The organism is Thioalkalivibrio sp. HK1 (assembly GCA_000583135.1).
Lineage (GTDB): Bacteria > Pseudomonadota > Gammaproteobacteria > HK1 > HK1 > HK1.
Window position 1 is genome coordinate 16,193 of the sequence record JFBG01000083.1, and the last position, 25,055, is coordinate 41,247.

Consider the following 25,055-nt stretch of genomic DNA (forward strand, 5'->3'; position numbering starts at 1 on the left):
GAGGTGCCATCGCGCCTCCTTTTTTTATGACTTGCTTTTATGACTCGTTTTCATGGCTCGCTTTTCGATGGCGAGCGACGGATCGAATGATCTCGCAAAAAAAGCGAGTCTCCTTCGAAGTAGCGCTGCCGATGATCGCCCTTTCGAGATATCGAAGCGCCGCAGGGTCTAGGAAAGGTCGATCAAGATCGCGTTCTGGGCATGAAGGCGATTTTCCGACTGCTCGTAAATGATCGAACGCTCGCCGTTCGCCACCTCTTCGGTGATCTCATAGCCAAGATGCATCGGCATATCGTGCATCACCTTCGCTTGGCTTCCGGCCAGAAGATCCGAGTTGATCTGGTAGGGGAGCATCAGGGAAATGCGCCTTTCCTTTTCATCGGCATAAGCGGGATCGTTGAAAAACTCCATATCCAACCATGTGTCGGTATAGACATAATGTGCCCCGTTCAAGGACTCCTTCGCATCGAGGCTCTCTTTCAGCAGCCCTTTATCGAGCAGGCGTCGGCGGCTTTGCTGATCGATCACCGAATCGTCCCTTAGGGGACATACCAAGGTGAGATGGATATCGAAGGCCTCGCAAATCGAGACCAGGGAATTGACCACATTGTTATAGACCCCGATATAGACGAGGCGAGCGCCGCTCGGATCCCCGCCTCGATCCTCGGCGATGGTCAGTACATCGGCCAAGGCCTGACAGGGGTGATAGAGATTGCAACAACCGTTGATCACCGGCACCGTCGCCACCTCGGTCATCGATCGCACATCGGCATGATCTCGCACCCTCGCCATGATGAAGGCGCAGTTGCGCGAAAGATAGCGGGCTTCGGATCGAATATCGCCCAAGGTGAAATTCGATGCTCGCCAATCGAGATGGATGGCATGGCCGCCAAGAGCGGTCATGCCCGCTTCGAAGGAAACCCGAGTCCGGGTGGATGTCTTTTGAAACAGCATCACCAAGGTGCGGGCGTGCAAACGATCTTCGAACTCGCGTCGATCTTGCTTGATCCGAAGGGCCAGATCGAGCAAGGCGCGAATGTCTTGTCGACTCCAAAACTTCCAATCCAGCAGATGCTTGATCCGCTCGGGTTTCGTTCTCTCGCTCATCTTTGCGATTCCTTTATCCACTGCACCGACGATGCGCCGCCGCTCGTTCGATCGCTCGTTCTTGCTTTTTCCGAAGGCCGAGGCAGGCATTCGAAATTGACCCCGAACGAGCCGATGCCCTTTTCTCCTTCGGGCGATAAAAGGTAAAAAGTATACATAAAGAGTCTTGGCGATCGAAATCATCCGAGCGCCGATGCAAGGCGTCGAAACGATGGGGATCGATGGGATGGGCGAGATCATCCATCGATGTTCGATGCGAAGGCTTCGGCGATATTCATCGATCGATCGCTTTGAAAGGCGATCCTCGCCGATCTTCTTTATCCGGCTTGTCGATCCTCGAAGGAGAGATCGAGGATGAGCCGATCCTCGAGGGCGCCGATCGAGCCCATCAAGATTCGATATCCTCCAAACCGGTTTCGAGGCTGAGCATCGCCAATTTGCGGCCTCGTCCCCAGCGATAGTGGCCCAACACCCCCGATGAGAGGATGACCCGATGGCAGGGAATCAGCCATGCGATCGGATTGGCGGCGACCGCATTGCCGACGGCCCTCGACGAGCGAGGGGATCGGATCTTTCGCGCCAGATCGCCGTAGGTGACGATGCAGCCGGGAGGGATCGCCAATAACGCCTCCCAAACCTTGATGCGAAAAGGAGTGGCACGAAGGCATAAAGCGATATCGCCGCCGGCCTCCCCGAAGATCGTGCGAACGACTTCGGCCGCCACCGACGCATCCTTTCGAAAACAGGCCGACTCCAATCCGCAGGAAAGATCGGCCAAGACCTCTTTTTCGCTTCCCCGATCGGCAAAGCCCAAGCCGCAGATCCCTCGATCGGTGCGCAGCACGATGCACACCCCGAAGGGCGAGGGATGCATGCCATAACGAACGACGAGCCCTTGGCCTCGAGATTTATATTCCCCCGGGGTCATCGCCTCCATGCGGATGAAGAGATCGTGCAACCGACTCGGACCGGAAAGACCGGACTCCATCGCGGCATCGAGTACGCTGCAGGAGCGATCGAGCAAGGTGCGAGCCCGAGCCAAGGTCAGGAACTGAATGTATTTTTTCGGGCTGAGCCCCACCGCCCGCCGAAAAAGACGCTGAAAGTGATACTGGCTCAGATGCACCCGATCCGCAGCAAGAGCCAGCGATGGCTGGCGCTCGAAATTCCTCGCCAGCCACTCCAATACGCTCGTCAAGCGCGCTTCGTCCTCTTTGCGCAGGATGGATCCGGTGGCTTTGGTGAACCCTTGAGATTCGAAGCGAAAAGAGGGAGCGATCGCCAAGGTCGGCGACGACATCATCATCGTTCATTCCTCCTGCTGAAAAACCATCCTTGAGGGCACGATCTCGGGATATCGATCCCGAGAACACGTTATCCAAGGAGGGATTGTCCGGCATCGAGGGTTCGAACGACCACCCGTTTCTTGCGCGATTCGATTCATCTTGCTTCGATCGGGATCAACTCGGATGATCGGATGACGATCGACCGATCTTTTCGATCCTTTCGCTTTTTCAGCGTTCGAAATAGCGCCTCGAGGGATCGAGGACGAGGGTATCGTCGATCTCGGTCCTTGATGCGAGGGGAGAATTCTCATCGATGGCCATCTTCGAGACGACCACCGCAAGGGAGCGGGCACTCTTCGAATCGCCAACGATCCTTCGCCAAGCGGAGACGATATCCGCTTTGGTCACCGCCGATACCGCCTGCGCGATTCTCTCTCGACGATCGAAAAGCGGCTCGCCCGGGCGATTCAAAGAGCGCCAGAAGCGATCGGCGCGGTGGGACATGCGCTTATCGGGTTCGCGCAACGCATCGACGAGCGTATTGCGATGACGCTCCAAGAGATCGTCGGGCATCGCTTCCAATCGCTCATCGAAGCGTGCGATGAAATCTTGTATCTCATCGAAGAGTCGATCGGGGGCGGCAACGGGCGATTGGACCACGAAAACGAGCCCCGGGATATCGATCACCGGTCTTTGGTATAACGAGACCACATAGCCGATCTCGCGCTCGGTACGCAGTTCGAAGTAAAAACGCTCCTTGGCGAGCTGGGCGATCATCGACACCTTGGCCCATTCCTCGATATCCGCGCTCGCCGCCTGACGATAAAGCGCCAGCGCATGATCCTCATGCTCGCTCTCCAAGCGATGCACGAAACGCTGCCCCGGCTGAATATCCACCACCCGCAACGGGGGGACGAAAAGGGGTTTCGTCGATGCCAGCAACTTCTCTTCGAGCATCTTCGCAAATGCCAAGGTGCGCTCGCCATCGATATTGCCGAAGGCGAAGGCCATGAGCTCGCCATGGGCGAAGAAATCGTCGACGAAGGCCCGAAGATCATCGAGATCGATGGTTTCCAAAGCAGAAAGCAAGACCTCGTGCGACCAACCCGGCTCCGAGAGCAAAACGGGAAGCCTCCCCGAAGCCCGCCTGAAAGGAGGGTTCTCGGGGACATTGCGCAAGCGCCGAGCGAGGTCTTTTTTCTCCCTTTCGAAGGTCGCAGCATCGAGTTCCGGATCGCGCAAGGCGAGGATGACCCGCTCGATCAAGGGAAGCTGTTTATCGCTCCAGCCGTATATTCGCGCCTCGATACCGCGGGAGTGGGCACCGATGGAGCGGTACTGTCCGGCCAATGCGATCTGCCGGGAAATATCATCGAGACTCTCCTCGGCCATATAGGTCAACAACTCCGTCAACAGGGCATTGCGAGGGGTGGCCGCGCTCAAAGGAGAACGATAGGAGAGGAGGAAATAGGCCTTGGGCTTTTTGAATTCCGCATCGGCCCGATACCAAAGCGAAAAACCGGGACGAGATATGATCTTTTCGGGAAAAGGCGAGGACGAGGGCGCAGGTTCGATCAGATCGAGATCCTCAGGCAGATAGGGATTCCTCTCGGGCAGGGAAAAAGAATAGTCGGCGTTGTCCTCGGCCTTGGCTTTGCGCCAACGTTCGACAAGAGCGGGCTCGATCGGATGCAATCGATAGGGAGTCTCGTAATAAGGTGCAGTGGAATCGACCTCCACATCGTTGGCCACGATCGTGATCAAGGCTCGCTCGGGGACCATCGTATCGAGATAGGCTCTTTCCAGATCGGCGTCGAGGCCGTCGAAGCGATAGCGGGCGGATATCAACTCCTCGGTGGGGTAGCGGCGCAAGGACGATGCCAAGACCCTCGCCAGATGACTCGCCTCGGTTTTTTCGATATGAAGGAAGGCCAGGCGCGGTTGGAGGGCGATCTCCTCGTAATGGCGCTCCTCGATCCCCTCTTTGCGGATCAGGTCGATCTTCGCAAAAATCGCCTCGACGATATCGTCCGCATTCGAAAGCCCCGCCTCGCTCAGCTGCACCGTGATATCGAAGGTGGCGAAATCGGCGTGGTCGATGCCGGTCCTGGCGCTCAAAGACAGTGCCCAACCCTTGGCCTTCAAGAACTCGATCAGACTCCCTCGGCCTCGGCGAGAAAGCAGATGGGAGGACAGGGCGAGGGGCTTGGTCGCATAAGCGGGCTGCAATGAGTCGATGACGAAGGAAAGGGAGAGCGTGCGAGATTCGCGGATCGGTTGCATATCGAGGCGGGCGGGCAGCAGTCCCTCTCGATGAAGGGGAGCGGTGATGCGAAGGGATTCGCCGGGACGGCGCGGCAGGGATGAAAACTTTTCCCTCACCATCGCCTCCAACTCATCCAAGGAACGGCTACCGACCACCGCAAGGGTCATGCGATGCGCCGAATAATGGCGATCGAAGAAAGCCTTGAGTTCGTCTTCGATAGTCGAATCGGGACGATCCGCCAAGGTCGTGGCATTGCCGGTGGCAAAGGCTTTCCATGGGTGACTGGGGTGCAAGGTCTGCTTCCAAGCGGAGAGATAGCGTCGAGCATCATTGCGCAGACCGGCGATGAATTCGGAATGCACCACTTGGCGTTCGCTATCGACATACTCGGGATCGAGGCGAGGGGCGATGAACATTTGAGCGAAGCGATCCATCGCTCCTTCCAAGCTCGAGGCCTCGACGCTGAAGTGGTAGTCGGTGCGATCCGGCGATGTGGAGGCGTTATGCGAGCCGCCGTGCTCGGAGATGAAACGCCCGTATTCCCCGGCATCCGGGTATTTTTCCGTGCCGAGGAAGAGCATGTGCTCGAGAAAATGCGCCAGCCCCTGACGCGAGGGAGGATCGTCGGTGCTGCCGACCCCCACCGAAAGCGCGGCCGCGGCCTTTTCGCTTCCCGGATCGTGCACCACCACCGCCCTCAAACCGTTGGCGAGCGACAAAGCCCGATATTCGCGCAAGTCCTCGGGACTTCGCTTGATTTCCATGGTATCCCCGTCGATCGTTCCAACCGAACTCTCGGCGTTCGCCAAAACGCTCATCGACACGAAGGCCGTCATCGGCCCCGCCAAGACGCCGAACAGAAAAAGAAGAATGCGGTTCATCGCTGATTGGATCACTGGATCATCGGCTCGATCGGCTCGATCGTCGATCGATCGGTCGATTCATCGACATCCACGAGCGCTATCGAAGCCCTTTTATCGGTGGATCTCGACTAGGACGGGAGGGGCTCGCTTTCCCGAGCCTTGCCCCCGAGGCATCGAGGTGAATCCGGAACGAGGGCTTTGGCCCATGCATCCTCGCTGTAGGTGTGCAAAGCCAAGGCATGGACCCCGGATTCCATCTCCTCTTTCACCGCTTGGAAGACCATCCGATGCTGGGCGATGCGCGGCTTCCCGGTGAAGGCCCGGCAAACCACCACCACCTTGAAATGGGTCTCGGAGCCCGGCGGGACATTATGCCCGTCGCTCTCGTTGATCACCTCCAAATGCATCGGATGAAGCGCGGTCTCGATTTTCCGGCGCAAACGCTCTTGAACGATCATCGTCTTCACTCCTTTCATCGGGTCCGTGCTCATCGGGCCGCCGCTCATCCATATCGATACATCCGATCGATACATCGACTGTCGATACATCGGCGCAATGCCTTCGCTTTTCAATCCCTCGCTCGGCCTTCGATCACCGCCGACAGCCGAGCGAGCGCCGCCTCGGGCTGCTTTTCCACCTGCAAATAGGCGCGATCGTCCGCGCCGATATAGGCGGAGGCGGTCATCGTATCCAGAAAATCGACCAGCGAATCGTAATAACCCTCGATATTGAGCAACACGGTCGGCTTGGAATGGATGCCGATCCGAGCCAGAGCCCATATCTCGAAGAGCTCGTCCATGGTCCCCACTCCGCCGGGCAGGACGATGAATCCATCCGAGAGATCCATCATCAGGCTTTTGCGCTCTCGCATGGTTTCGACCTCGCATACCTCGTCGATACCCCGGTGCAGGCTCTCGTGCGCAAAAAGATCGCTGGGGATGACGCCGATCACCCGTCCCTTCGCTTCGAGGGCGGCATCGGCCACCGCTCCCATCATGCCTTGTCCGCCACCCCCGTAGACGAGCTCGATGCGGTGGTGGGCGATGGCTCGCCCCAAGGTCGTTGCGGCCTCGATCCAAGTCGGGGAAAGACCTGCCTGATTCCCGCAAAATACGCAAAGACGCTTGGCGTTCGTGGTCATGATTCGCCCTTTGGTAGCGATAATCGATCTCGCTGCGAGCCGACGGCGAATAAATCTTGGACAAAGGCCAAGTGGCTTCGAAGCGAAGAGCGCTGCAACCCGGGGGTCGGCGATGCGATATTGTCGCAAAAAGACACGAAGGACTCTTTTCGATTCAATCCCGCCCCGTACAATACCGGGCGATAACGATACCGATCGATAAGGCCTCGATCTCGATCGACATCGCCCCGCCGATCTCGATCGACGCTGGCTTCGACGACCGAGAACCAGGCCACAGGTAAAAAGGTCAGATGCCCTCGAAGAAAAAGACGGATTGCGAGTACGGGATCTTGCGCAAGGTCGGCCCCGGAATACGGCGGCTGCTCGCCCCCAATCCCGGGCCTTTCACATTGTACGGTACCGGAACCTTTGTCATCGGGAAGGGGAATGTCGCGGTTATCGACCCCGGGCCTGCGATCCCCGCCCATATCGAAGCCTTGGTGCGAGGACTTCGAAACGAGACCATCACCCACATCCTCATCACCCATACCCACCTCGACCACTCCCCGGGCTGCGCCGGGTTGAAAGACTTCTGCGATGCACCCACCTACGGCTTCGGACCCCACGGATCGGGGAGAGAGCATCGCAAGGATCGGGTAAGAGCGAAGATCGCAGGCAGCCAAGAAGAAGGAGCGGATTTCGATTTCACGCCGGATATCGAGGTGCGGGACGGGGATATCATCACCGGCGGCGACTTCGTCATCCAATGCCTCCATACCCCCGGCCATACATCCAATCACGTCTGCTATCGTCTATGCGAAGGTGCCGAGGAAGGTGCCGAGGATGGCGGCACCCTTTTTTGCGGGGATCATGTGATGGGCTGGTCGACCACCATCGTCTCCCCGCCGGACGGCGATATGGGAGCGTATATCGCAAGCCTCGAGCGCCTGCTCGAAGAGGACGACCGAATATACTGGCCGACTCACGGAGATCCGATACGCGATCCCAAGGCCCGTATCGAGACCCTCATCCATCACCGGCAGCGGCGCGAAAGGGAGATCGTGGATTGCCTGCACCGAGGCATCGACACGATCCCCGAGATGGTCCGGGATATCTATCGCGAATTGCCCGTCGCCATGCATCGGGCCGCCGAGCGGTCGGTACTGGCCTCGATTATCCATCTGATCGAACAAGGCATGGTGAGCGCTCCCGATCCCGTATCGCTCGACTCCCGCTACACCCTCGCAGCGAAGGACTCGATCACCGAAGCGTCTCCCTCTCGCAAGTAGCGCACCAAGCGCTTCGAAGCGCGGCCGTAGAGAACCGGATAGGGGTGCGATGCGAGCCCTTCGTCGATGATGCGGGCGGCGAAGGTCGTCATGAAGCGGGTCACCCGAATGGTTTCGAGATCGCTTACACGGGACAGCCGAACCCACGAGAGGCATTCGAGCTCTCCGTCTTTGCATAAATCCCCGGGATCGGCGGAAAGAGCGCCTGCAGGGTCGCTCTCGGCATCGATTCTCACAAGGAAAAAGCGAGCGTGGAAGCGGATCGCGCTGAATGTCGGAGTGATGGCTCGGCCGAGGTAGACAAGCCGCCCCAAAGCGGGGGCGAGGTTCAGTCGCCGCATCTCGTCGAAGGCGGGACCGGGGGCGGAACCGACATCGCCGGGCTCGGCGATCAACACGCCGGTCTCTTCCCATGTCTCGCGCACCGCGGCCATCGCCAGGGCTTCGGCGCGCGAGCGGCGATCACCGACCCCCATCGCCCATATCGATGAAGGATCGAGGATCGAAGCCGAGCGCGCGCGGAAATCCGCCTTTTCCACCGATCCGCCGGGGAAGACGAAATATCCGGGAAGGAAGCGCGCCGACCGACGCCGACGCCCCATCAGGCACTCGCTTTCGCCGTCCGCCCCGGTGCGCACCACGATCAGGCTGGCGGCATCTCGGGGGCGAGAGGCGGCGGGGCTTTCGGCAACGGTCGATCCGGACATCGGCGGCGGTCGTCTTCGATGCGGGATTTTCAACGCCGAATCGTCATTTGCGCTTCGATCTCGATCGATGGATCGCAAGCGGCGGATCTTGGCCGGTGCCGGCCATTTCCAAGGCCGCCGCATTTCGCCGAACCATCGGATCGAATACGAACTCGGCCGATCCCGAGCCCTTTCTCGCCGCCCGGCCTTTCGCCGCCCGGCGCGCGATCGAGAACATCATGATGAGAAACAGATGAGAAGGCCATCCGACGCCTCCACCGAAGAGGAAAAAATAAAGGGCGGTTGGTACGCCATTCGCATGCTGCTCCCTTATCTATGGCCCGCCGACGCCCCGACCTTGCGCGCCCGAGTGGTGCTCTCCGTCATTTTGCTGGTGGCTTCGAAGGTGGCGTTGGTCATCGTACCGACGATCTACGGATGGGTGGTCGATCAACTCGCTCCCGACGAGGCGACGAATGCCGTGATCGCGGTCCCGGTGGGGCTGATCCTCGCATACGCCGGAGCCCGGATGCTCTCCTCGATCTTCAACGAGGGTCGAGACGCCATCTTCATCAATGTCTCCGAACGGGCGGCGCGCACCGTCTCGTTGGAGGTCTTTCGTCACCTGCACTCCCTATCCTTGCGCTTTCATCTCGACCGTCAGACCGGCGGCCTTTCCCGGGTCATCGAGCGCGGCACGCGATCGATAGAAACCCTCTTGCGCATGAGCCTGTTCACCATCATTCCCACTCCGCTCGAGCTCTTGCTGGTCTTCATCATACTTTGGGTGGCTCTGGATTGGGTGATCGCGACCATGACGGCCCTGACCGTCATCCTCTATGTCATCTACACCTTCATGGTGACGGAGTGGCGCATCAAGTTTCGCAGGCGCATGAATCGCGAGGACGAGCGGGCCAATACCAAGGCCATCGACAGCCTGCTCAATTTCGAGACCGTCAAATATTCCGGCAACGAGGAGCACGAGGCCCGTCGCCTCGACGAGGCTCTGTGTGCCTACGAAAAAGCGGCGGTGATGAATCAGACATCGCTTTCGCTGCTCAATGTCGGTCAAGCGGCGATCATCGCCATCGGGATGGCGGTGGTGATGCTGATCTGTGCATTCGGCATCGTCGACGGCACCTTGACCATCGGCGGATTCGTGATGGCGATGACCTACCTGATGCAACTCTACCAGCCACTGAATTTCTTCGGATTCGTCTACCGGGAGATCAAGCAATCGCTGATCGACATCGAAAAGATGTTCACCTTGCTCGATGCGAGCGCGGATATCAAGGACACCCCCGATGCCCTGGATCTGATCATCGACCACGGTAGCGGAAAAGTTGAATTCGACGGTGTCTCTTTCGGCTACGACGCCCGGCGACCCATCCTGCGCAATTTGAGTTTCGAGATCGCCCCGGGTCGAACCCTGGCCATCGTCGGGGCTTCCGGCTCGGGAAAATCGACCGTGAGTCGCCTGATCTTTCGCTTCTATGACACCGACGAAGGGTCGGTGCGCATCAACGATCAGGATGTGCGCGAGGTGACACAAAAAAGCCTGCGGGCGGCACTGGGCATCGTCCCCCAGGACACGGTGCTCTTCAACGACACCATCTACTACAACATCGCCTACGGACGACCCTCGGCGACCCCGGCGGAGGTCGAGCGCGCAGCGCGGCTCGCCCGCATCCACGATTTCATCGTCGGCACCCCCGATGGCTACTCGACGATGGTCGGCGAACGCGGATTGAAACTCTCGGGGGGAGAAAAACAGCGGGTGTCGATCGCGCGCACCATTTTGAAAGATCCCGCCATCTTGATCCTCGACGAGGCGACATCGGCGCTCGATTCGGCCACCGAGCGCGACATTCAGCATAATCTGCAAGAACTCTCCAAGGGCCGCACCACCCTTTGCATCGCCCACCGCCTCTCGACGGTGGTGGATGCCGACGAAATCCTCGTGATCGGAAAAGGAGGGATCTTGGAGCGCGGTCGACACGATGTCCTGCTGGCCAAGAACGAGGTCTACGCCCGTATGTGGAATCGCCAGCAAAGTATCGAACGCAAGCCCAAACCCACCTGATCGATCTTGTGTGCAAGACCCGATATCCGCCATGGATCGAGGCTCGACGCCGCATCTTCGGTTTTTCGGCGGTGCTCTCATCGGAAAAAACATCGGCGGCCATCGAATATCGGGATATACTTTTATCGGACCGAAACGTCAAAGAAAAAACGCTCGAAGCGATGCGCTTTCGAACCCAATCCCCTAACTTCGAACATCGACGAATCTATCTATCGCCTCGCTTTTTTCCGTGTTCGCCGCTTTTCATTTCGCCAATATCCATCAAGGAGAATCGTGATGTTTTATCGCATTTTTTCGCGCCGCCGGCTAATCGCGGTGCTGGCGGTATCGGGGATCGTTTCGCTTTCCGGCTGCAATATGACCCAAAACGAGACCACGGGCACACTCTTGGGCGGGGTCGCCGGAGCGGTGATCGGCAATCAGTTCGGCAAGGGAAGCGGCAATACCGCGGCCACGGCCTTGGGAGCGGTGATCGGAGCGAGCATCGGCCGCGAGATCGGGAGCTCTTTGGATGCGAATTCGCGTCGCCAAGCGGACCGAGCCACCCGCCAAGCCCTCGATACCGCGCGGGTGGGAGGAAGGTCGATCACTTGGGAGAATCCGAATAACACCGGCGGCGCCGCTCAAGGGCGGGTGAGGGTCGTGCGCCAAGGCAAGGACAACCGAGGCATGACCTGCCGTGAATACAATCACACGGTGACCATCGGCAATCGAGAAGAGCAAGCCTACGGAACCGCCTGCCGAGACAGCAACGGGGATTGGAAGATCGTCCAAAGCGGCTGATGACAAGAAAAAACGCTTCTTGATATCGGCCTCATCGTCCGCCTATCGTCGACGGGCGGGAATCGATAACAAGCCAAGCCGCCTTCGATCGAAGATCGAAGGCGGCTTCGTTGTTTTTATATATCCACCGTCGATACTATCGGCTTCGATAAGCCCGATCGTTGATAAGCCTGCGCTCTCGGGTGCGATAAAAACCGGCTAGATCGGCGCCCCGAGCAGTTGATAGGCATAGCCCGAGAGGATCGCACCCCCCAAGCCCAATCCGATATAGAGCCCGAAGACGCTGCGTCGCACCAAGGCCCATACCGCGATCGCCGCCGGTATCGACGAGACCGCTCCGGATGTGGCGAAAGCCAAAGCCGCTCCGCCGGACATCCCCATTTCGATCAAACCGGAAATCAACGGGATCCCGGCATAGCCGTTGAGATAAGCGGGGGCTCCGACCACCGCGGCCAAGGCGATGGTCAACGGACCCTCTCCGCCGACCGCTTGCGCCACCGATTCCGCAGGCAGCCACGCCAACATCAAACTCTCGGCCAAGAAAGCCACGGATAGCCACTTACCCAAAAACAAGCCGGTTTTCAGCGCATCTTGCAAGAAACGCTCGCGACGTGCGGGATCACTCCATACACGCCAGTGCACATCGATGGCCGATCCGGGAACGAAGGATTGGGATCCGCAGCATCCCTTCGCCGCTCCGGCCAAGGGATCGCGCAAACCTCCGGCGCGTTCGATCGCCAGCACCGCAAAGCCGCCCAGCAAACCCAGCACGACCCCCGCCAGCGTCTTGGCGACGGCAAACCCCGAGCCCACCCCGGCAACGGTGAGCACGAACATCTCCGGATCCATGACCGGCGATGCCAGCCAAAAGGCCATCACCGGTGCCAGCGGCACCCCGGCCCGAAGCATGGCGGCGATCAGCGGAATCACCCCGCAAGAGCAAAAAGGGGAAAGGGCCCCCATCAACGAGGCGAGGAGCACCGTCCGCCCCGGACTTCCGGAAAAAGCCCGAGCGATCAGACGATCCGCACCGCTGGCGGAGGCGAAAGCGGAGATGACCACCGCCAACAACAAGAAGGGGGCGATACCGACCAGCGCATCGACGACGAAGACGAGGCTCTCGAAGGCCTGTCGGGTATCGTTGCGAATATCGTATAGCGCCACCACCAGCATGGCGAGGACGAAGGCGATGACCACTCGATCCCTGAAAAGCGCCGATATCCGATTTCCGACGGACCCCACGGCGGCGCGCAACAACCCAGCGATGCGGGGCGACGACATCGTATTCATTGATTTCCTCTTCGATCGATCCGTGCGAGTGAATTCGCCGGGCGGGTTTGTCGATGCTGCCGTGTTTCGAATGCGAAAAAAGGGGAGCGTCTACTGCGCCCGAATCCAAACCCGATTATCGTGAAACGCGCAACCGCCGGTCGGAGCTGCGGCATCCGCTCCGGTGAGCACGTTGACCCCCTTGCCCTCTTCGAAAGCCTCGTTGGGCCATAACCCCTCGATCACCACCACGCCCCTTTGCAAGCCTTCGAAGGGTTCGATACGAATGACGAGATTGCCGCGGCGATTCCCGATGAGCACCCGATCCCCTTCATCGACCCCGAGATCCCTCGCATCGTCGGGATGCATCATCACCTTGGGATGGCTTTCGCGGCGAATCGAACTCGGGCTTTGAGTGAATGTCGAGTTGAGATAGTGCCGGGAGGGGGCGGTGACCAAACGAAATGGCATCTCGTCGGTGGCCTCTTCGATCACCTCCCAATGATCGGGAAGACGGGGCATCGATTCCAGCAATGCTCGATCGATGAAACCTTGCGGTTCGAACTCCGCCCAGTTAGGGGCGAAACGGAATTTTCCATCCGGATGGCCGAAACCGTCGATGTAATGCGCCTGTTCGAAGGGTGGTTGGCAGTCGATCCAACGATCGGCTTCGAGACCCTCGATACTCCCCCAGCCCGAGGCTCCCAAAGTATGGTCGATCAGCGCGCGCGGGGTCATCGAAAAACCCGGATGCTCGGCCCCCAAGCGCCGGGCGAGCGCGCAAACCACTTCGTGATTGCTGCGACAACCCGCAGGGGGGTCGATCAACTTCGGGCCCAGCAGGATATGTTGTTGTCCTCCCGCCTGATAGAGATCGTCATGCTCCATGAACATCGTCGCCGGCAGGACGATATCCGCAACGGCGGCGGTTTCGGTCATGAACTGCTCGTGCACGCAGACGAAGAGATCGCCTCTGGCGAATCCCCGACGCACCCGCTCGTATTCCGGGGCGACCATCATCGGATTCGTACCTTGGATCAAAAGCCCCTTGACTTGGGGACCGTCGGCAATATCTTGCCTATCGCCCTCCAATACCGCCCCGATCCGTGATTGATCGAGCACCCGGATCGAGGGATCGAGGGCATCGAGCCCCTCGATCATGGTTTTATCCCAGTGATAGATGGCCCCGTTGCTATGGAAGGCCCCGCCACCTTCGTGCCGCCAAGCACCGGTGACGGCGGCGATCGAAGCCGCCGCATGCATGTTGACCGCTCCGTTGCGCTGGCGAGAAAAACCGTAGCCCAAGCGCAGGTAGGTGCGGGGAACGGTGCCGATCATCCGCGCCATCTCCTCGATGGTCTGCGCCGGCACCCCGGTAATCGACTGCGCCCATTTCGGGGTGCGACTTGCCAGATGCCTCTCGAGATCGGCGGGGCAATCCGTATGGCGGGCGAGGTATTCGCGGTCGGCGTGGCCATCGCGAAAGAGAACGTGCATCACCGCGCACGCCAAAGCGCCATCGGTGCCCGGACGAAGGCAAACGAAGAGATCCGCCTGTTTCGCGGTCGCATTGCGGTAGGTATCGATGACCACGATGCGGGCCTTGCGCTCGCGCCTTGCTTCGAGAGCGTGGGTCATGACATTGACTTGGGTCGAGGCCGCGTTCGTGCCCCAGATCACCACGAGATCGGAGCGCGCCATCTCGCGCGGATCGCTTCCGGCCAAGCGCCCGGTGCCCGCGATGAAGCCGTTCCAAGCCAAGGGAACGCAGATCGTCGAGTGCTGACCGCTATAACCCTTGACATGACGCAGCCGGTTGATCCCGTCTCGCATCACCAATCCCATGGTGCCGGCGTAGTTGTAGGGCCAGATCGCCTCGGAACCGTCTTTGCGCTCGATGCGTAGCAGCTCCTCGGCCACGATATCGAGGGCATCCTCCCAGTCGATCGGAACGAAACTGTCCCGCCGTCCCTTATCCCCCTTGCGACGAAGCGGAACGGTCAATCGATCCGGGTGATGGATGCGCTCGGCATAGCGGGCCACCTTGCTGCAGATCACCCCGGCGGTATAGGAATGGTCCTTGGCTCCGCGGACCTTGCCGATGCGACGGTTATCCAATACCTCCACCTCCAAGGCGCAGGTGGAAGGACAATCGTGGGGACAAACACTGTGGCGGTGCTCAAAAACGGCGGCCATGGTCTGCATCGTGGGCTCTTCCTTTGGCCGAAGTCTCGCCTCTTGCGATTCAAGAGCGCCGGAGACTTTCTATGGAATCATTCGCCGATCATCGTCTAGGGCGCTTTGCGCGCCGCAAATCGCTTGCGATGCTCTGGCCGACACCGGCGAGGCCGTCGAAAAGGCAAAAAAGCGTTGGCGATGAGATCGAACCATCGAAAATCCGATTGTAGCACCCTTGCCGCACATCGAAGTTATCGAAAGACTCGCGGTTTCCTTGCCGTCACCGGGATGCCTCCCGTCAGGTCACCGAATCGATCCAAGGTCGAGCGATAGCGCGCATCCATCATAGACATCGAATATCTATTCGAAGCGATCTCATCGATCGATTCAGAATATCCATATAACTTTTCTCTTCATAATCCCCTTGAACGATAGCGCTCTTGCCTTTCGAGCACTTCCGATAGAAAGCCCCTCACCGACCATAACCAAGTCCGTTGCGCACCGGCATAAGTCTCATGAATGGATTGCGGCACCACCAGTTGAAGCCCCGATGCCTTCATTTGATCGGTCTGGGGCTCGCTGATGCTCGGCTCCAGTGTCAATAAATGTTTGCGAGGTATTTTATTCGCCTCGGCCAATACCTGCCGCCAACGATCTTTGCAGCTGGATTTGGCGCCAAGCATGGTCAAACAACAATCACCTGTGGATGCTTTGCGATAGGCATCGATACCGGGAAATAAAAAATCGGGACGATGATCGTTCTCGGTTCCCACACCCTGCTCGTCAATGATATCGTATGCATCCAATACCGCCTTGATATGATTCTCCAAGGAATAGCCCATACGCGATTTTCGTCGATTTTGAACGCCAAGAGAAAATGCGATGAAACCATCCAAAGCCGCGTCGGGGTCATCCTCGGCCTTGACCTCGGATAGGGCTTCACAAGCGATCGCCAAGAACTCGATGGTTTTCGGAAACGATCTGCCGAATGAGTCGAGCGATCGCTCGCACGACCGGGACAACCACGGCATTGCCCATTTGACGATATGCCTGGGCATCGGAAACGGGGAATGTCCACTCCGATCCATCGATTCTTCTAAAGCCCATGAGGCGGGCGCATTCGCGAGGAGTCAATCGACGCGGACGATTGCCTTCTTGCTCGATCAGGATTTCGGAGCCGTCTTTGTAGTAGCGAGCCGAAAGGGTTCTCGCCACATCGTCGGGTCCGAACTGCGAATAACCGAATCCGTTTCCCGCTTTTTGATGTTTCTCCTTATAGGATCGAAGATAATTCCACATATTTTCGGTCAAGGTGTATTTCGGGTCGACATCCCTTTCCAATATAGAGCCGAGTCTCGGCCTTTCGCCATCGGGAACGATGAGATCGTCGAAATCGAAGTCGACGTCGTGATTGCCGAATCCGACGATGAATAAACGCTCTCGCCTTTGCGGTACCCATGGAGCGGAGTCGATGACTCTATGAAAAACTCTATATCCGAGTTCGACGCTTAGTACACGCATAATCGTTGCGAAGGTCTTGCCTTTATCGTGTCGTTCGAGATTCTTTACATTCTCCAATAAAAAAACCGGGGGGCGATGGTGATCGATGATCCTCGCCAAATCATAAAAGAGCGTGCCTTGGGTCTTGCACAGGAATCCGTGCGGGCGACCGAGTGCATTCTTTTTGCTGACGCCTGCGATCGAAAAAGGCTGACAAGGAAAACCCGCCAACAACACATCATGCGAGGGGATGCTCGAAGGGTCGGCGGCCCAAGGCTTGATATCTCCGGCCAAGATATGATCGCTGTCGATCGGTTCGGGAAAGTTGGCTTTGTAGGTTTGGCAGCTGAAGCGATCCCGCTCCGCCGTGAAAACGCAGCGTCCTCCGATCTCCTCGAAAGGAAGTCTTATCCCGCCCACGCCCGCAAAAAGATCGACGAAGCGAAAAAGGCTTCTACGATGCAAGGGCTCCTCATCGCATAACCTATCCGTCTTCGAAGCGTCGGCCCGCCCGTGCTTGCATACCGCCGCATGCCGTCGGGGCGAGCGATCGCCGGCACCATAGGAATGCGAGAAAGGCTCCATGCAAACCCCTGCGCGATCCGCCGGGTCGGCGATATCCCTTTCGACGGGTGTTTTCATAACCGATACCTGTATGCCATTGACCGACGGGGCGCTTCGAACGCCTCCGGCTATCCATGATAGCGATTTCCACCGATCGGTCCAACTCGAAAAGCAATGAGCGGGGGCAAGAAGGCATCGGCGTTCGAACGATCGGCATTCGAAGAAGTCGCAAGCGCTTCTCGATGACCATGACACCACTCGAAAGAGCGCCTTCGGGCGAGGAAGTGGTGGAATCCTCCGATGGCGAACCGACTGCTCGGGGCGAATGCTCGGGCGATCATCGACGCCGATAGAGATCATCACCCCTTAAAATACCCGGTATGCCCTTACCCTATCCCTTGAATTCGCATCGACTTAGGCGATGAGGGAATGCTTCGTTCGCCGAGGGCGAAGCCGATGATCGGCGCCGAGCGCCGCAGATCCCTCATACCTTGTCTTGGCATCGAATCTTTCGGAGCGAACCCGTGATTGTCGAACAGATCTGGACCGCCAATGCCTGGCGCAATTTCAACTACCTGATCGCCTGCCCGGAAACGGGGGAGGCGCTTGCCATCGACCCCTTGGATCATCGCAAATGCTTGGCGTTGGCCAAGGATCGGGGATGGGAGATCACCCAAGTGCTCAATACCCACGAGCACCGGGATCATATCGGGGGGAATCCGGCGATGGTCGAGGCCACCGGGGCGAAGATCATCGCTCACGAAGCCGCAAGGGATCGCATACCGAATATGGATCGAGGACTAAAAGCCGGGGACCGGGTCAATGTCGGGCGCAGCATCGAACTACAGGCGCTCGATACCCCGGGGCATACGATGAGCCATATCTGCCTTTTTTCGCATACCGACCCTCCGGCGCTCTTTTGCGGCGATACCCTGTTCAATGCCGGGGCCGGCAATTGTCATAACGGAGGACATCCGCGCGAGCTCTATCGAACCTTTATCCGTCAGCTCGTGCAACTACCTGAAAAAACCCGCATCTATCCCGGCCATGATTATTGGGAGAACAATCTGAAATTCACGCTGAACCGGGAGCCGGATAATCCGAAAGCCAAGGATCTGCTGAAAGAGGTCGAAAGCAAGGGGCCCGAAAACGCCCTCGTCTCCACGATGGCTTTGGAGCGGGAAATCAACACCTTCTTTCGCTTGGAAAACCCCGCCATCATCGAGAAATTGCGAGAGGCTTTCCCCGATATGAAGGACAATCCGGATCCCGAAACCGTCTTCCTCAAACTGCGCGAACTACGAAACGACTGGTAATAAGCGGCGAAGACGGATAACGAACGAGATCGAGGAGCGCCCTTCGCCCTTTCGCCCTCGCAAAGTGCCGATAGGTCGATCGATGCCGTCATCGATATCCCTTTCGAACCCTTTTGATTTTTTTGGAGATCCGCCGATGGACGAACAACGTCATGAGACCGGGCTCGGCATTCGAAAAGAAGTTCTCGGAGCCGAGCATGTCGAGCGAGCGATGGAAAGCGCCGATGATTTCAATCGGGATTTCCAACGGATCGTCAACGAATATTGCTGGGGCGAGGTCTGGGGTAGCCCTCATCTCGACCGCAAACAGCGCAGCATCCTCAATCTCGGCATGCTCGCGGCCTTGGGGCGCAGCCATGAATTCGAACTCCATTTCCGGGGGGCGATTCGAAACGGTCTTAGCCGCGAAGAACTCAAAGATGTCCTGCAGCAGATCGCGATCTACTGCGGCATCCCGGCGGGGATCGAGAGTTTTCGCATCGCCCGTCGCGTGCTCGACGAAATGAAGGATTGAAGGCGTCTTCGGCGGCTTGGGGAACGAAGAGGAACCCGACGAAGCGGGTCGATCGCGCGGGATCACCGTCGATCCCGCGCGATCCTTTCATCGGCTGCGAATCATGTCCGCAGCCTTTTCCGCGATCATGATCGTCGGGGCATTGGTATTGCCCGATGTGATCACCGGCATCACCGAGGCATCCACCACGCGCAAGGCGCCCATCCCGTGCACCCGCAACGCTTCGTCCACCACCGGATCGGGCAAAGGCCCGGTCTTCGGTCCCATCGCACAAGTTCCGACCGGGTGATAGATCGTCTGGGCGATATCCCGCGCCGCCGCCAGCAATTCCTCATCCGTGCGCGCTTGCGCTCCGGGAAGCAACTCCTCTTCGACGAAAGGGCGCATCGCATCGCTTTCGACGATCTCCCGCGTCAAGCGAATCCCGGCGATGGCCGTTTGCCGATCCAAATCCGTCGCCAGATAATTCGGCTCGATCGCGGGATAGGCGAAGGGATCCGAGTGCTTGATGCGAATGCTTCCTCGGCTTTCCGGACGCAGCTGGCAAACCGATGCGGTGAACGCCGAGAAGCGGTGCAATCCCTCGCCCGGCTTGTCGGCGCTCAAAGGCTGGAAATGGAATTGCACATCCGGGGCATCGAGTTCAAGGCGGGTGCGGGCAAAGGCATAGACCTGACTGGCCCCCATGCTCATGGGGCCGCTTCGATCGAGGATATAGCGAAGGCCGATCATCATCTTGCGCAGCGGATTGTTGACCTCGTCGTTGAGCGTCGGACGAGTGCAGCGGTAGACCGAGCGCAGCTGCAAGTGATCTTGCAGATTCTCCCCCACTCCGGGAAGATCGTGCACGATGTCGATCCCGCGATCCCTTAGCAGCTGCGCCGCTCCGATCCCCGAAAGCTGCAAGATCTGCGGCGATCCGATCGCCCCGGCGCATAAGATCACCTCGGCGCGCGCCCGAACGATATGGATCTCATTGCCTACGGAATAGCGCACGCCGACCGCCCGCTTGCCTTCGATCTCGATACGATGGACATGGGCGCCGGTGATCACCTGTAAATTGGGGCGGCGACGCGCCGGACGCAGATAACCCCTTGCGGTGCTACAGCGACGACCCTTACGCGCCGTCAGCTGGAAATATCCCGCACCCTCTTGCCGCTCGGCATTGATATCGTCATTGCGAGGGATGCCGACTTCCTCCGCCCCGGCGATGAAGGCATCGCAGACATCGCGCCTCGTGCGCATATCGCTGATCGCCAGCGGCCCGCCGACGCCGTGCCATGAACTCGCTCCGCGCTCTTGATCCTCGGCTTTGATGAAGTAGGGCAATACATCCTCGAAGGACCAACCCCGGTTGCCGAGTTGTCGCCAATGATCGAAATCCTGCGCCTGACCTCGCACATAGAGCAATCCGTTGATCGAGCTCGATCCCCCGAGCACCTTGCCGCGCGGCCAATCGAGACTGCGACCGTTCAAAGCCGCCTCGGGCTCCGTGCGATAGCACCAATCGGTGGCGGGGTTGTGCATGGTCTTGAAGTAGCCGACCGGAACGTGAATCCAAGGATTGCTATCCTCGCCGCCGGCTTCGAGCAAAATCACGCGTCTTTGCGGATCTTCGCTAAGGCGGGCGGCGAGGACGCATCCTGCGGATCCGGCACCGGCGATGACATAGTCGGCCTCGATCACCGGGTGCTTCGATGGGTTGTCGCTCACGATTTTTGGCCCTTGGATATGCGATATTGACTTGAAGATATCAAAATCCGACGAAAGCCGAGCCTTGTGCGCAGCCGCCTTGTCCCTTGCCGTTTCGACTTTCGATATCGATAGGAACGAAGACCCAAGGAGTGGATTTGAAAATCATGGATACCATCGAAAGGCTCATCGAGCGATCGAAGCGAAATCGACAGCGGGTGATATTGCCAGAAGGCGATGATCGGCGCATCCTCGAAGCGGCGAAAAGGCTGCACGACGAAGGCATCGCCCACCCGATTTTGGTCGGAGAACGAGAAAAACTGGAAAACGAGGCGCAAGCGGCGGGATTTTCCCTGACCGGGATCGAATCCGTCTTCCCCGCACCGGGTCCGATACTGGACGCCTACGCCGCACTCTATGTCCAAGGACGCCCGAGGGCGAACGAGCGTATGGCGATGCGATTCCTATCGAGACCCCTTCACTATGCGGCGATGGCGGTCAAAGCAGGCGCCGCCGATCTCTTGGTGGCGGGAGCGAAGCAGCCGACCGCCCGCATCATCGAAGCGGGTTTGATGACCGTCGGCATGGCGAAGGGGATCGCGACCCCATCGAGTTTTTTCTTGATGATCCCGCAGCGGCGTCCCGAGGATGACGAAAATCCCGATGCACGAGGATCCCGAGCCTTGATCTTCGCCGACTGCGCCGTCAATATCGATCCCGATCCCGAACAGCTCGCGGATATCGCCATCGCCTCGGCAGCAAGTGCAAAGCAATTGCTCGACGCTCCCCCGCGGGTGGCGATGCTTTCGTTCTCGACCAAAGGGAGCGCCCGCCATGCCCGCGTCGAAAAGGTGCAAAAGGCGGTCGAACTGGCTCGAAAGCGCGCACCCGGGCTTGCCATCGACGGCGAGATGCAGGTCGATACCGCCCTCGTTGCCGATGTCGCGAGGATCAAGCTGGAAAAGGAAGATCTCGGCGATGAGCGGGCGGTGGCCGGGCGAGCCAATATTCTCGTTTTCCCCGATCTCGATGCTGGCAATATCGGCTACAAATTGAGCGAGCGCTTGGGTGGAATGCGGGCCATCGGCCCCTTCTTGCAGGGTTTTGCCAAGCCCGTTTGCGATCTTTCCCGCGGTGCGAGCGTGGACGATATCGTCGCGGCGACCGCCATCAGCGGATTGATGGGCCAAGGATCAATCCAAGAATCAGACTAAGTATCCTCAGCCCTCATACCGACACCGGCCTCAGCCACCCTTTAGCGCCCTCGCCATCGCCGAGGCGACATCCGCCGGGGAATCCGGAATATGCACCCCGGCGAGGCGCAATGCTTCGAGCTTGCCTTGCGCACTGCCTCGACCGCCGGAGATGATCGCTCCGGCATGACCCATCCGCCTGCCCTCCGGCGCCGTGATCCCGGCAACCAAGCCCACCACCGGCTTCGAGGGGCGATTCTCTTTGAGGAATTCGGCCGCCTTTTCCTCTTCGCTGCCCCCGATTTCGCCGATGAGAATGATGCCGTCGGTACCCTCATCGGCCAAGAAGCGTTCGATGCACTCGACAAAACCGATACCGTGCACCGGATCCGCCCCGATCCCCACGACCGTGCTTTGACCGAGACCGGAGGCGGTGCACTGGGCCGCCACCTCGTAGGTGAGGGTTCCGGAGCGGGAAACGATGCCGATGCGTCCGCGCCTATGGATGAGCCCGGGCATGATGCCGATACGACAAGCGCCGGGGGTGATGATGCCCGGGGTATTGGGGCCGATGAGGAGGGTCTTGCTCGATTCGAGCGCACTTTTGACGCGCACCATATCGAGCGAGGGAATGCCCTCGGTAACGCAGACGATCAATCCGATCTCGGCATGGATCGCTTCGAGCATCGCATCCGCCGCTTGCTCGGGCGGAACGTAGATCACCGAGGCTTCGGCGCCGGTGGCCTCGATGGCATCGGCGACTCGATCGAAGATCGGAAGGTGCAGGTGGCGTCCACCGCCCTTGCCGGGGGTAACCCCGCCGACGACCCGGGTACCGTAGGCGATCGATTGCTCGGTATGAAAAGTGCCCTGGGATCCGGTGATCCCTTGGCAAATCACCCGCGTTTGCGCATCGACGAGGATGGCCATCGCACTCCCCCTAGCGAAGGCAAGAAGATCGGCAAGCCGTACAAGCCGTAGCGGGGATGGTGCCCGCATCGGCCTTCGGAGCATGGGTCGCTGCCCGCGACCGGCCGAGATATCCGCCGCCGGCCGGGGCTTGGAAAAGTCGAAAAAATCATGGGGCTTTCCTTTCCTTCGTCATCTGCACCGCTTGGCTCGCAGCGGCCCCCAAGCTATCGGCGAGCACCGCCCCGATCCCCATATCCCGCAGGATCTTGCGCGCAAGTTCCCGATTGGCCCCTTCGAAGCGGGCGACCACCGGCAAGGTGCGACCGGCGGCCTTGAAGGCCCCGGCCAAGGCTTCGGCGATCACATCGCAGCGGCCCAAGCCGCCCCCGACCACATTGATCAGCAGCGCTCGCACCTTAGGGTTCTCGATCACCAACTTGCAAGCGGCGGTGATGCTCTTCCGAGAGGCGGAAGGGGGAAGGTCGAGGAAGTTGGCGGGTGCGCCTCCGTAAAGGCGCAGGAGATCCATGGTGGCCATCGCCAACCCCGCTCCGTTGACCACGCATCCGATATCGCCGTCGAGAGGGATGTAGTTGAAACCATGTCGCGCCCTGGAAAGACGGCCATCGCTCTCGCGTTCGCGCAGATCCTCGATCTCCCGATGACGAAAAAGAGCGTTGTCATCGATGCTCATCTTGGCATCCAAGGCCAGCAGATCGCCCTCGACGGTCAATGCCAGCGGATTGATCTCGATCAAGGAGGCATCCAAAGCGATGAAGGCATCGAAAAGCCCGGCCATCAAACGCCCGCAAGTCTTGGCGTCGTTCTCGCCCAAGCCGATACGGAGGGAGAGGTCGCGGGCGTCGGCCTCGATCAGACCGGACGATGGATCGATGGTCATGCGCACGATCCGCTCCGGATGGTTCGCGGCCACGGATTCGATCGACGAACCCCCGGCATCGGATCCGACCAGCGCTATTTTGGAAGCGTCCCGATCCAAAGCCAGCGCCAGATAGTGCTCGCTGCGGATGCGATGAACCCGCTCGACATAGACCCGGCGCACATATTCTCCCCCGGCGCCGGTTTGGGGGGTCGTCAACCGAGTGCCCAGCATCTCGCGCGCGGTCTCGCGCACTTCCGCCTCGGAAGCGACCATCCTCACCCCTCCGGCGAGACTGCGATCTCCGGCGAGGATCTGGGCCTTGACCGCCCAGTGACCGCCACCCAAGCGGCGGGCGATCTCTTCGGCCTCCTCGGCGGTGAAGGCGCACTCCCCGGGCGGAGAAATCACCCCGTAGGGGCGCAAAAGCTGCTTGGCCTGATATTCGTGGATATCCATTTCAACTCGAAAGCAATCGGTTCATGTCAAAAACGGCGGTGGAGAGTATCGAATGGAAAAATCGAGGGCATCGAATATCCGAATGCGCTCTTATGAACGATTCTCATGGCTTTTCGCCCCCTCGATGGCCTGTTGCGAAGACCGAAAAGCCTGAAAAGTCCGATTGTACAAAAGCCTTGCGATGCCGAAACGACGACCGAACCACCGAATCGAGGGCGATCGGAATCGGTGAGGACGGGCAAACGCATCGGCCGACATCGGCTCGGCGATCAGTGGCCGGGGCTCATGATAGTACCACCTCGAACTCGGAAGGTTTATCCGGATGAATCAGCAATCGGCAGCCCAAAGGCGGTCCGTTGGGAAATGGCGATTCGAAAAGCGCCGAGATCGGGGACTTTCAAGCATTCGATCGCAAATTCGCACCGATTCGGAGAAGACTCGTCAATCGATTGACGATCCCCCCGATCCGCTTCATCACCTTCTTTCAAGTTGCGCATCGATAGGCTCGATCACTGACGAGAAAGACAAATCCACGCAGTGGAATTTGCCTCCTTGAATATCATCCTCATGCCACTCGATAATGGTACGGGAAGTTTCGAAGCCCAATATCGCTCGAATATCTGCAGGCTAGACCGTCTATCCATTTTCGAGCGAATCGCACGTCAGGGCAAGATTTATTTTTTGAAAAATCATTGCAATAGCCAAGTACCATTCATGATGCATTCGGTATCTCATAAAGGACATTCTTCCAAAGGACATGCTTCGATGCCCACCGGTATTGTGAAGTGGTTCAATCACTCAAAAGGCTACGGCTTCATCGCCTTCGAAGACGGCGACGAGAACAAAGATATATTCGTGCATTTTTCCGCTATCGCCATGAGCGGTTTTCGCAAGATCGAGGAAGGGCAAAATGTCAACTTCGATATCAAGCGCGGACCGAAAGGATTGCAAGCTAGCAACGTCCGTGTCGTTGGAATGAAATCTGCCCCCAAGCCCCAAAGGAATATAAAGACGAATACTCCGAATCGATCCAAGACCGGCAGCAAAGACACTCGGACCGAGAGAATTATCACCGCACTTGAAAAGATGCTGGCC

The 25,055-nt window shown here is 58.8% G+C and carries 19 protein-coding genes and 1 pseudogene; 7 read left to right on the forward strand and 13 right to left on the reverse strand.

Annotated elements, in window-relative coordinates:
• Nucleotides 1-168: 168 nt before the first annotated feature.
• From BF99_RS0117955 to BF99_RS0117990, 5 genes are all read right to left on the reverse strand, one after another.
• Nucleotides 169-1,107 (reverse strand): ornithine carbamoyltransferase, encoded by a 939-nt coding sequence (locus BF99_RS0117955; RefSeq protein ID WP_025772216.1) that lies wholly within the window; start codon nucleotides 1,105-1,107, stop codon nucleotides 169-171.
• Between the two features lie 388 nt (nucleotides 1,108-1,495).
• A complete protein-coding gene (locus BF99_RS0117965; RefSeq protein ID WP_081759347.1) occupies nucleotides 1,496-2,413 on the reverse strand; it encodes a methylated-DNA--[protein]-cysteine S-methyltransferase in 918 nt (305 codons plus the stop codon).
• A 208-nt stretch (nucleotides 2,414-2,621) separates the two neighbouring features.
• Complete coding sequence (locus BF99_RS0117975; RefSeq protein WP_156013460.1) at nucleotides 2,622-5,540, reverse strand: insulinase family protein; 2,919 nt, start codon at nucleotides 5,538-5,540, stop codon at nucleotides 2,622-2,624.
• Nucleotides 5,541-5,650: 110 nt separating this feature from the next.
• On the reverse strand, nucleotides 5,651-5,980 hold the full coding sequence (locus tag BF99_RS0117985) for a BolA family protein (RefSeq protein ID WP_025772219.1): 330 nt from the start codon (nucleotides 5,978-5,980) through the stop codon (nucleotides 5,651-5,653).
• Between the two features lie 110 nt (nucleotides 5,981-6,090).
• Nucleotides 6,091-6,663 carry a TIGR00730 family Rossman fold protein gene (locus BF99_RS0117990; protein ID WP_025772220.1) on the reverse strand — a complete coding sequence of 191 codons (573 nt, stop codon included), beginning with the start codon at nucleotides 6,661-6,663 and terminating at the stop codon, nucleotides 6,091-6,093.
• A gap of 290 nt (nucleotides 6,664-6,953) precedes the next feature.
• Between BF99_RS0117990 and BF99_RS0118000 the strand changes: the two genes are divergently transcribed.
• On the forward strand, nucleotides 6,954-7,931 hold the full coding sequence (locus tag BF99_RS0118000) for an MBL fold metallo-hydrolase (protein ID WP_025772222.1): 978 nt from the start codon (nucleotides 6,954-6,956) through the stop codon (nucleotides 7,929-7,931).
• On the opposite strand, the gene BF99_RS21430 is transcribed toward BF99_RS0118000, so the two are convergent.
• Nucleotides 7,877-8,638, reverse strand: a complete 762-nt coding sequence (locus BF99_RS21430) for an NUDIX hydrolase (protein ID WP_025772223.1) — start codon at nucleotides 8,636-8,638, stop codon at nucleotides 7,877-7,879. The two genes, BF99_RS0118000 and BF99_RS21430, sit on opposite strands and share 55 nt — an antisense overlap.
• Before the next feature lie 232 nt (nucleotides 8,639-8,870).
• Between BF99_RS21430 and BF99_RS0118015 the strand changes: the two genes are divergently transcribed.
• Nucleotides 8,871-10,700, forward strand: a complete 1,830-nt coding sequence (locus BF99_RS0118015) for an ABCB family ABC transporter ATP-binding protein/permease (RefSeq protein ID WP_025772225.1) — start codon at nucleotides 8,871-8,873, stop codon at nucleotides 10,698-10,700.
• Nucleotides 10,701-10,976: 276 nt separating this feature from the next.
• Nucleotides 10,977-11,483 (forward strand): RT0821/Lpp0805 family surface protein, encoded by a 507-nt coding sequence (locus BF99_RS0118025; protein ID WP_025772226.1) that lies wholly within the window; start codon nucleotides 10,977-10,979, stop codon nucleotides 11,481-11,483.
• A gap of 198 nt (nucleotides 11,484-11,681) precedes the next feature.
• On the opposite strand, the gene BF99_RS21435 is transcribed toward BF99_RS0118025, so the two are convergent.
• The 4 genes from BF99_RS21435 to dcm form a co-directional block, all read right to left on the reverse strand.
• Nucleotides 11,682-12,773, reverse strand: coding sequence for a permease (locus BF99_RS21435; protein ID WP_197019215.1), 1,092 nt, complete (start codon nucleotides 12,771-12,773; stop codon nucleotides 11,682-11,684).
• Nucleotides 12,774-12,863: 90 nt separating this feature from the next.
• The gene (locus tag BF99_RS21440) at nucleotides 12,864-14,957 is read right to left on the reverse strand and encodes a molybdopterin-containing oxidoreductase family protein (protein ID WP_197019216.1); all 2,094 of its coding nucleotides are present in this window, start codon (nucleotides 14,955-14,957) and stop codon (nucleotides 12,864-12,866) included.
• Nucleotides 14,958-15,343: 386 nt separating this feature from the next.
• A complete protein-coding gene (locus tag BF99_RS21445) occupies nucleotides 15,344-15,988 on the reverse strand; it encodes a type II restriction endonuclease (RefSeq protein ID WP_081759348.1) in 645 nt (214 codons plus the stop codon).
• A complete protein-coding gene (gene dcm, locus BF99_RS0118055; RefSeq protein WP_025772228.1) occupies nucleotides 15,870-17,072 on the reverse strand; it encodes a DNA (cytosine-5-)-methyltransferase in 1,203 nt (400 codons plus the stop codon). Before dcm ends, BF99_RS21445 begins: the two co-directional genes overlap by 119 nt.
• Before the next feature lie 446 nt (nucleotides 17,073-17,518).
• On the opposite strand from dcm, the gene BF99_RS0118070 reads away from it, so the two are divergent.
• Together BF99_RS0118070 and BF99_RS21450 are read left to right on the forward strand one after the other, a co-directional pair.
• The gene (locus BF99_RS0118070) at nucleotides 17,519-18,310 is read left to right on the forward strand and encodes a hydroxyacylglutathione hydrolase (RefSeq protein WP_025772230.1); all 792 of its coding nucleotides are present in this window, start codon (nucleotides 17,519-17,521) and stop codon (nucleotides 18,308-18,310) included.
• A 136-nt stretch (nucleotides 18,311-18,446) separates the two neighbouring features.
• On the forward strand, nucleotides 18,447-18,824 hold the full coding sequence (locus tag BF99_RS21450) for a carboxymuconolactone decarboxylase family protein (RefSeq protein WP_038098975.1): 378 nt from the start codon (nucleotides 18,447-18,449) through the stop codon (nucleotides 18,822-18,824).
• Between the two features lie 87 nt (nucleotides 18,825-18,911).
• On the opposite strand, the gene BF99_RS21455 is transcribed toward BF99_RS21450, so the two are convergent.
• Nucleotides 18,912-20,537 carry a GMC family oxidoreductase gene (locus BF99_RS21455; protein WP_231471452.1) on the reverse strand — a complete coding sequence of 542 codons (1,626 nt, stop codon included), beginning with the start codon at nucleotides 20,535-20,537 and terminating at the stop codon, nucleotides 18,912-18,914.
• A 146-nt stretch (nucleotides 20,538-20,683) separates the two neighbouring features.
• Here BF99_RS21455 and BF99_RS0118085 point away from each other — a divergent pair, with 146 nt between their 5' ends.
• Nucleotides 20,684-21,730 carry a phosphate acyltransferase gene (locus BF99_RS0118085; protein WP_025772231.1) on the forward strand — a complete coding sequence of 349 codons (1,047 nt, stop codon included), beginning with the start codon at nucleotides 20,684-20,686 and terminating at the stop codon, nucleotides 21,728-21,730.
• Between the two features lie 30 nt (nucleotides 21,731-21,760).
• On the opposite strand, the gene sucD is transcribed toward BF99_RS0118085, so the two are convergent.
• Both sucD and sucC read right to left on the reverse strand, forming a co-directional pair.
• Nucleotides 21,761-22,639: a succinate--CoA ligase subunit alpha gene (sucD, locus tag BF99_RS0118090; RefSeq protein WP_025772232.1), complete on the reverse strand. Its 879-nt coding sequence runs from the start codon at nucleotides 22,637-22,639 to the stop codon at nucleotides 21,761-21,763.
• A 148-nt stretch (nucleotides 22,640-22,787) separates the two neighbouring features.
• On the reverse strand, nucleotides 22,788-23,960 hold the full coding sequence (gene sucC / locus BF99_RS0118095; protein WP_025772233.1) for an ADP-forming succinate--CoA ligase subunit beta: 1,173 nt from the start codon (nucleotides 23,958-23,960) through the stop codon (nucleotides 22,788-22,790).
• 765 nt (nucleotides 23,961-24,725) lie between these two features.
• On the opposite strand from sucC, the pseudogene BF99_RS23855 reads away from it, so the two are divergent.
• Nucleotides 24,726-24,923 (forward strand): annotated as a pseudogene (locus tag BF99_RS23855) (cold-shock protein); the annotation flags it as partial.
• Nucleotides 24,924-25,055: the final 132 nt, after the last annotated feature.

Bases quoted from the DNA above. Each gene is read 5' to 3' on its own strand.
- BF99_RS0117955 (WP_025772216.1), bottom strand. From the start codon at position 1,107: ATGAGCGAGAGAACGAAACCCGAGCGGATCAAGCATCTGCTGGATTGG.
- BF99_RS0117965 (WP_081759347.1), bottom strand. From the start codon at position 2,413: ATGATGATGTCGTCGCCGACCTTGGCGATCGCTCCCTCTTTTCGCTTC.
- BF99_RS0117975 (WP_156013460.1), bottom strand. From the start codon at position 5,540: ATGAACCGCATTCTTCTTTTTCTGTTCGGCGTCTTGGCGGGGCCGATG.
- BF99_RS0117985 (WP_025772219.1), bottom strand. From the start codon at position 5,980: ATGATCGTTCAAGAGCGTTTGCGCCGGAAAATCGAGACCGCGCTTCAT.
- BF99_RS0117990 (WP_025772220.1), bottom strand. From the start codon at position 6,663: ATGACCACGAACGCCAAGCGTCTTTGCGTATTTTGCGGGAATCAGGCA.
- BF99_RS0118000 (WP_025772222.1), top strand. From the start codon at position 6,954: ATGCCCTCGAAGAAAAAGACGGATTGCGAGTACGGGATCTTGCGCAAG.
- BF99_RS21430 (WP_025772223.1), bottom strand. From the start codon at position 8,638: ATGTCCGGATCGACCGTTGCCGAAAGCCCCGCCGCCTCTCGCCCCCGA.
- BF99_RS0118015 (WP_025772225.1), top strand. From the start codon at position 8,871: ATGAGAAGGCCATCCGACGCCTCCACCGAAGAGGAAAAAATAAAGGGC.
- BF99_RS0118025 (WP_025772226.1), top strand. From the start codon at position 10,977: ATGTTTTATCGCATTTTTTCGCGCCGCCGGCTAATCGCGGTGCTGGCG.
- BF99_RS21435 (WP_197019215.1), bottom strand. From the start codon at position 12,773: ATGAATACGATGTCGTCGCCCCGCATCGCTGGGTTGTTGCGCGCCGCC.
- BF99_RS21440 (WP_197019216.1), bottom strand. From the start codon at position 14,957: ATGCAGACCATGGCCGCCGTTTTTGAGCACCGCCACAGTGTTTGTCCC.
- BF99_RS21445 (WP_081759348.1), bottom strand. From the start codon at position 15,988: ATGCCCAGGCATATCGTCAAATGGGCAATGCCGTGGTTGTCCCGGTCG.
- dcm (WP_025772228.1), bottom strand. From the start codon at position 17,072: ATGAAAACACCCGTCGAAAGGGATATCGCCGACCCGGCGGATCGCGCA.
- BF99_RS21450 (WP_038098975.1), top strand. From the start codon at position 18,447: ATGGACGAACAACGTCATGAGACCGGGCTCGGCATTCGAAAAGAAGTT.
- BF99_RS0118085 (WP_025772231.1), top strand. From the start codon at position 20,684: ATGGATACCATCGAAAGGCTCATCGAGCGATCGAAGCGAAATCGACAG.
- sucD (WP_025772232.1), bottom strand. From the start codon at position 22,639: ATGGCCATCCTCGTCGATGCGCAAACGCGGGTGATTTGCCAAGGGATC.
- sucC (WP_025772233.1), bottom strand. From the start codon at position 23,960: ATGGATATCCACGAATATCAGGCCAAGCAGCTTTTGCGCCCCTACGGG.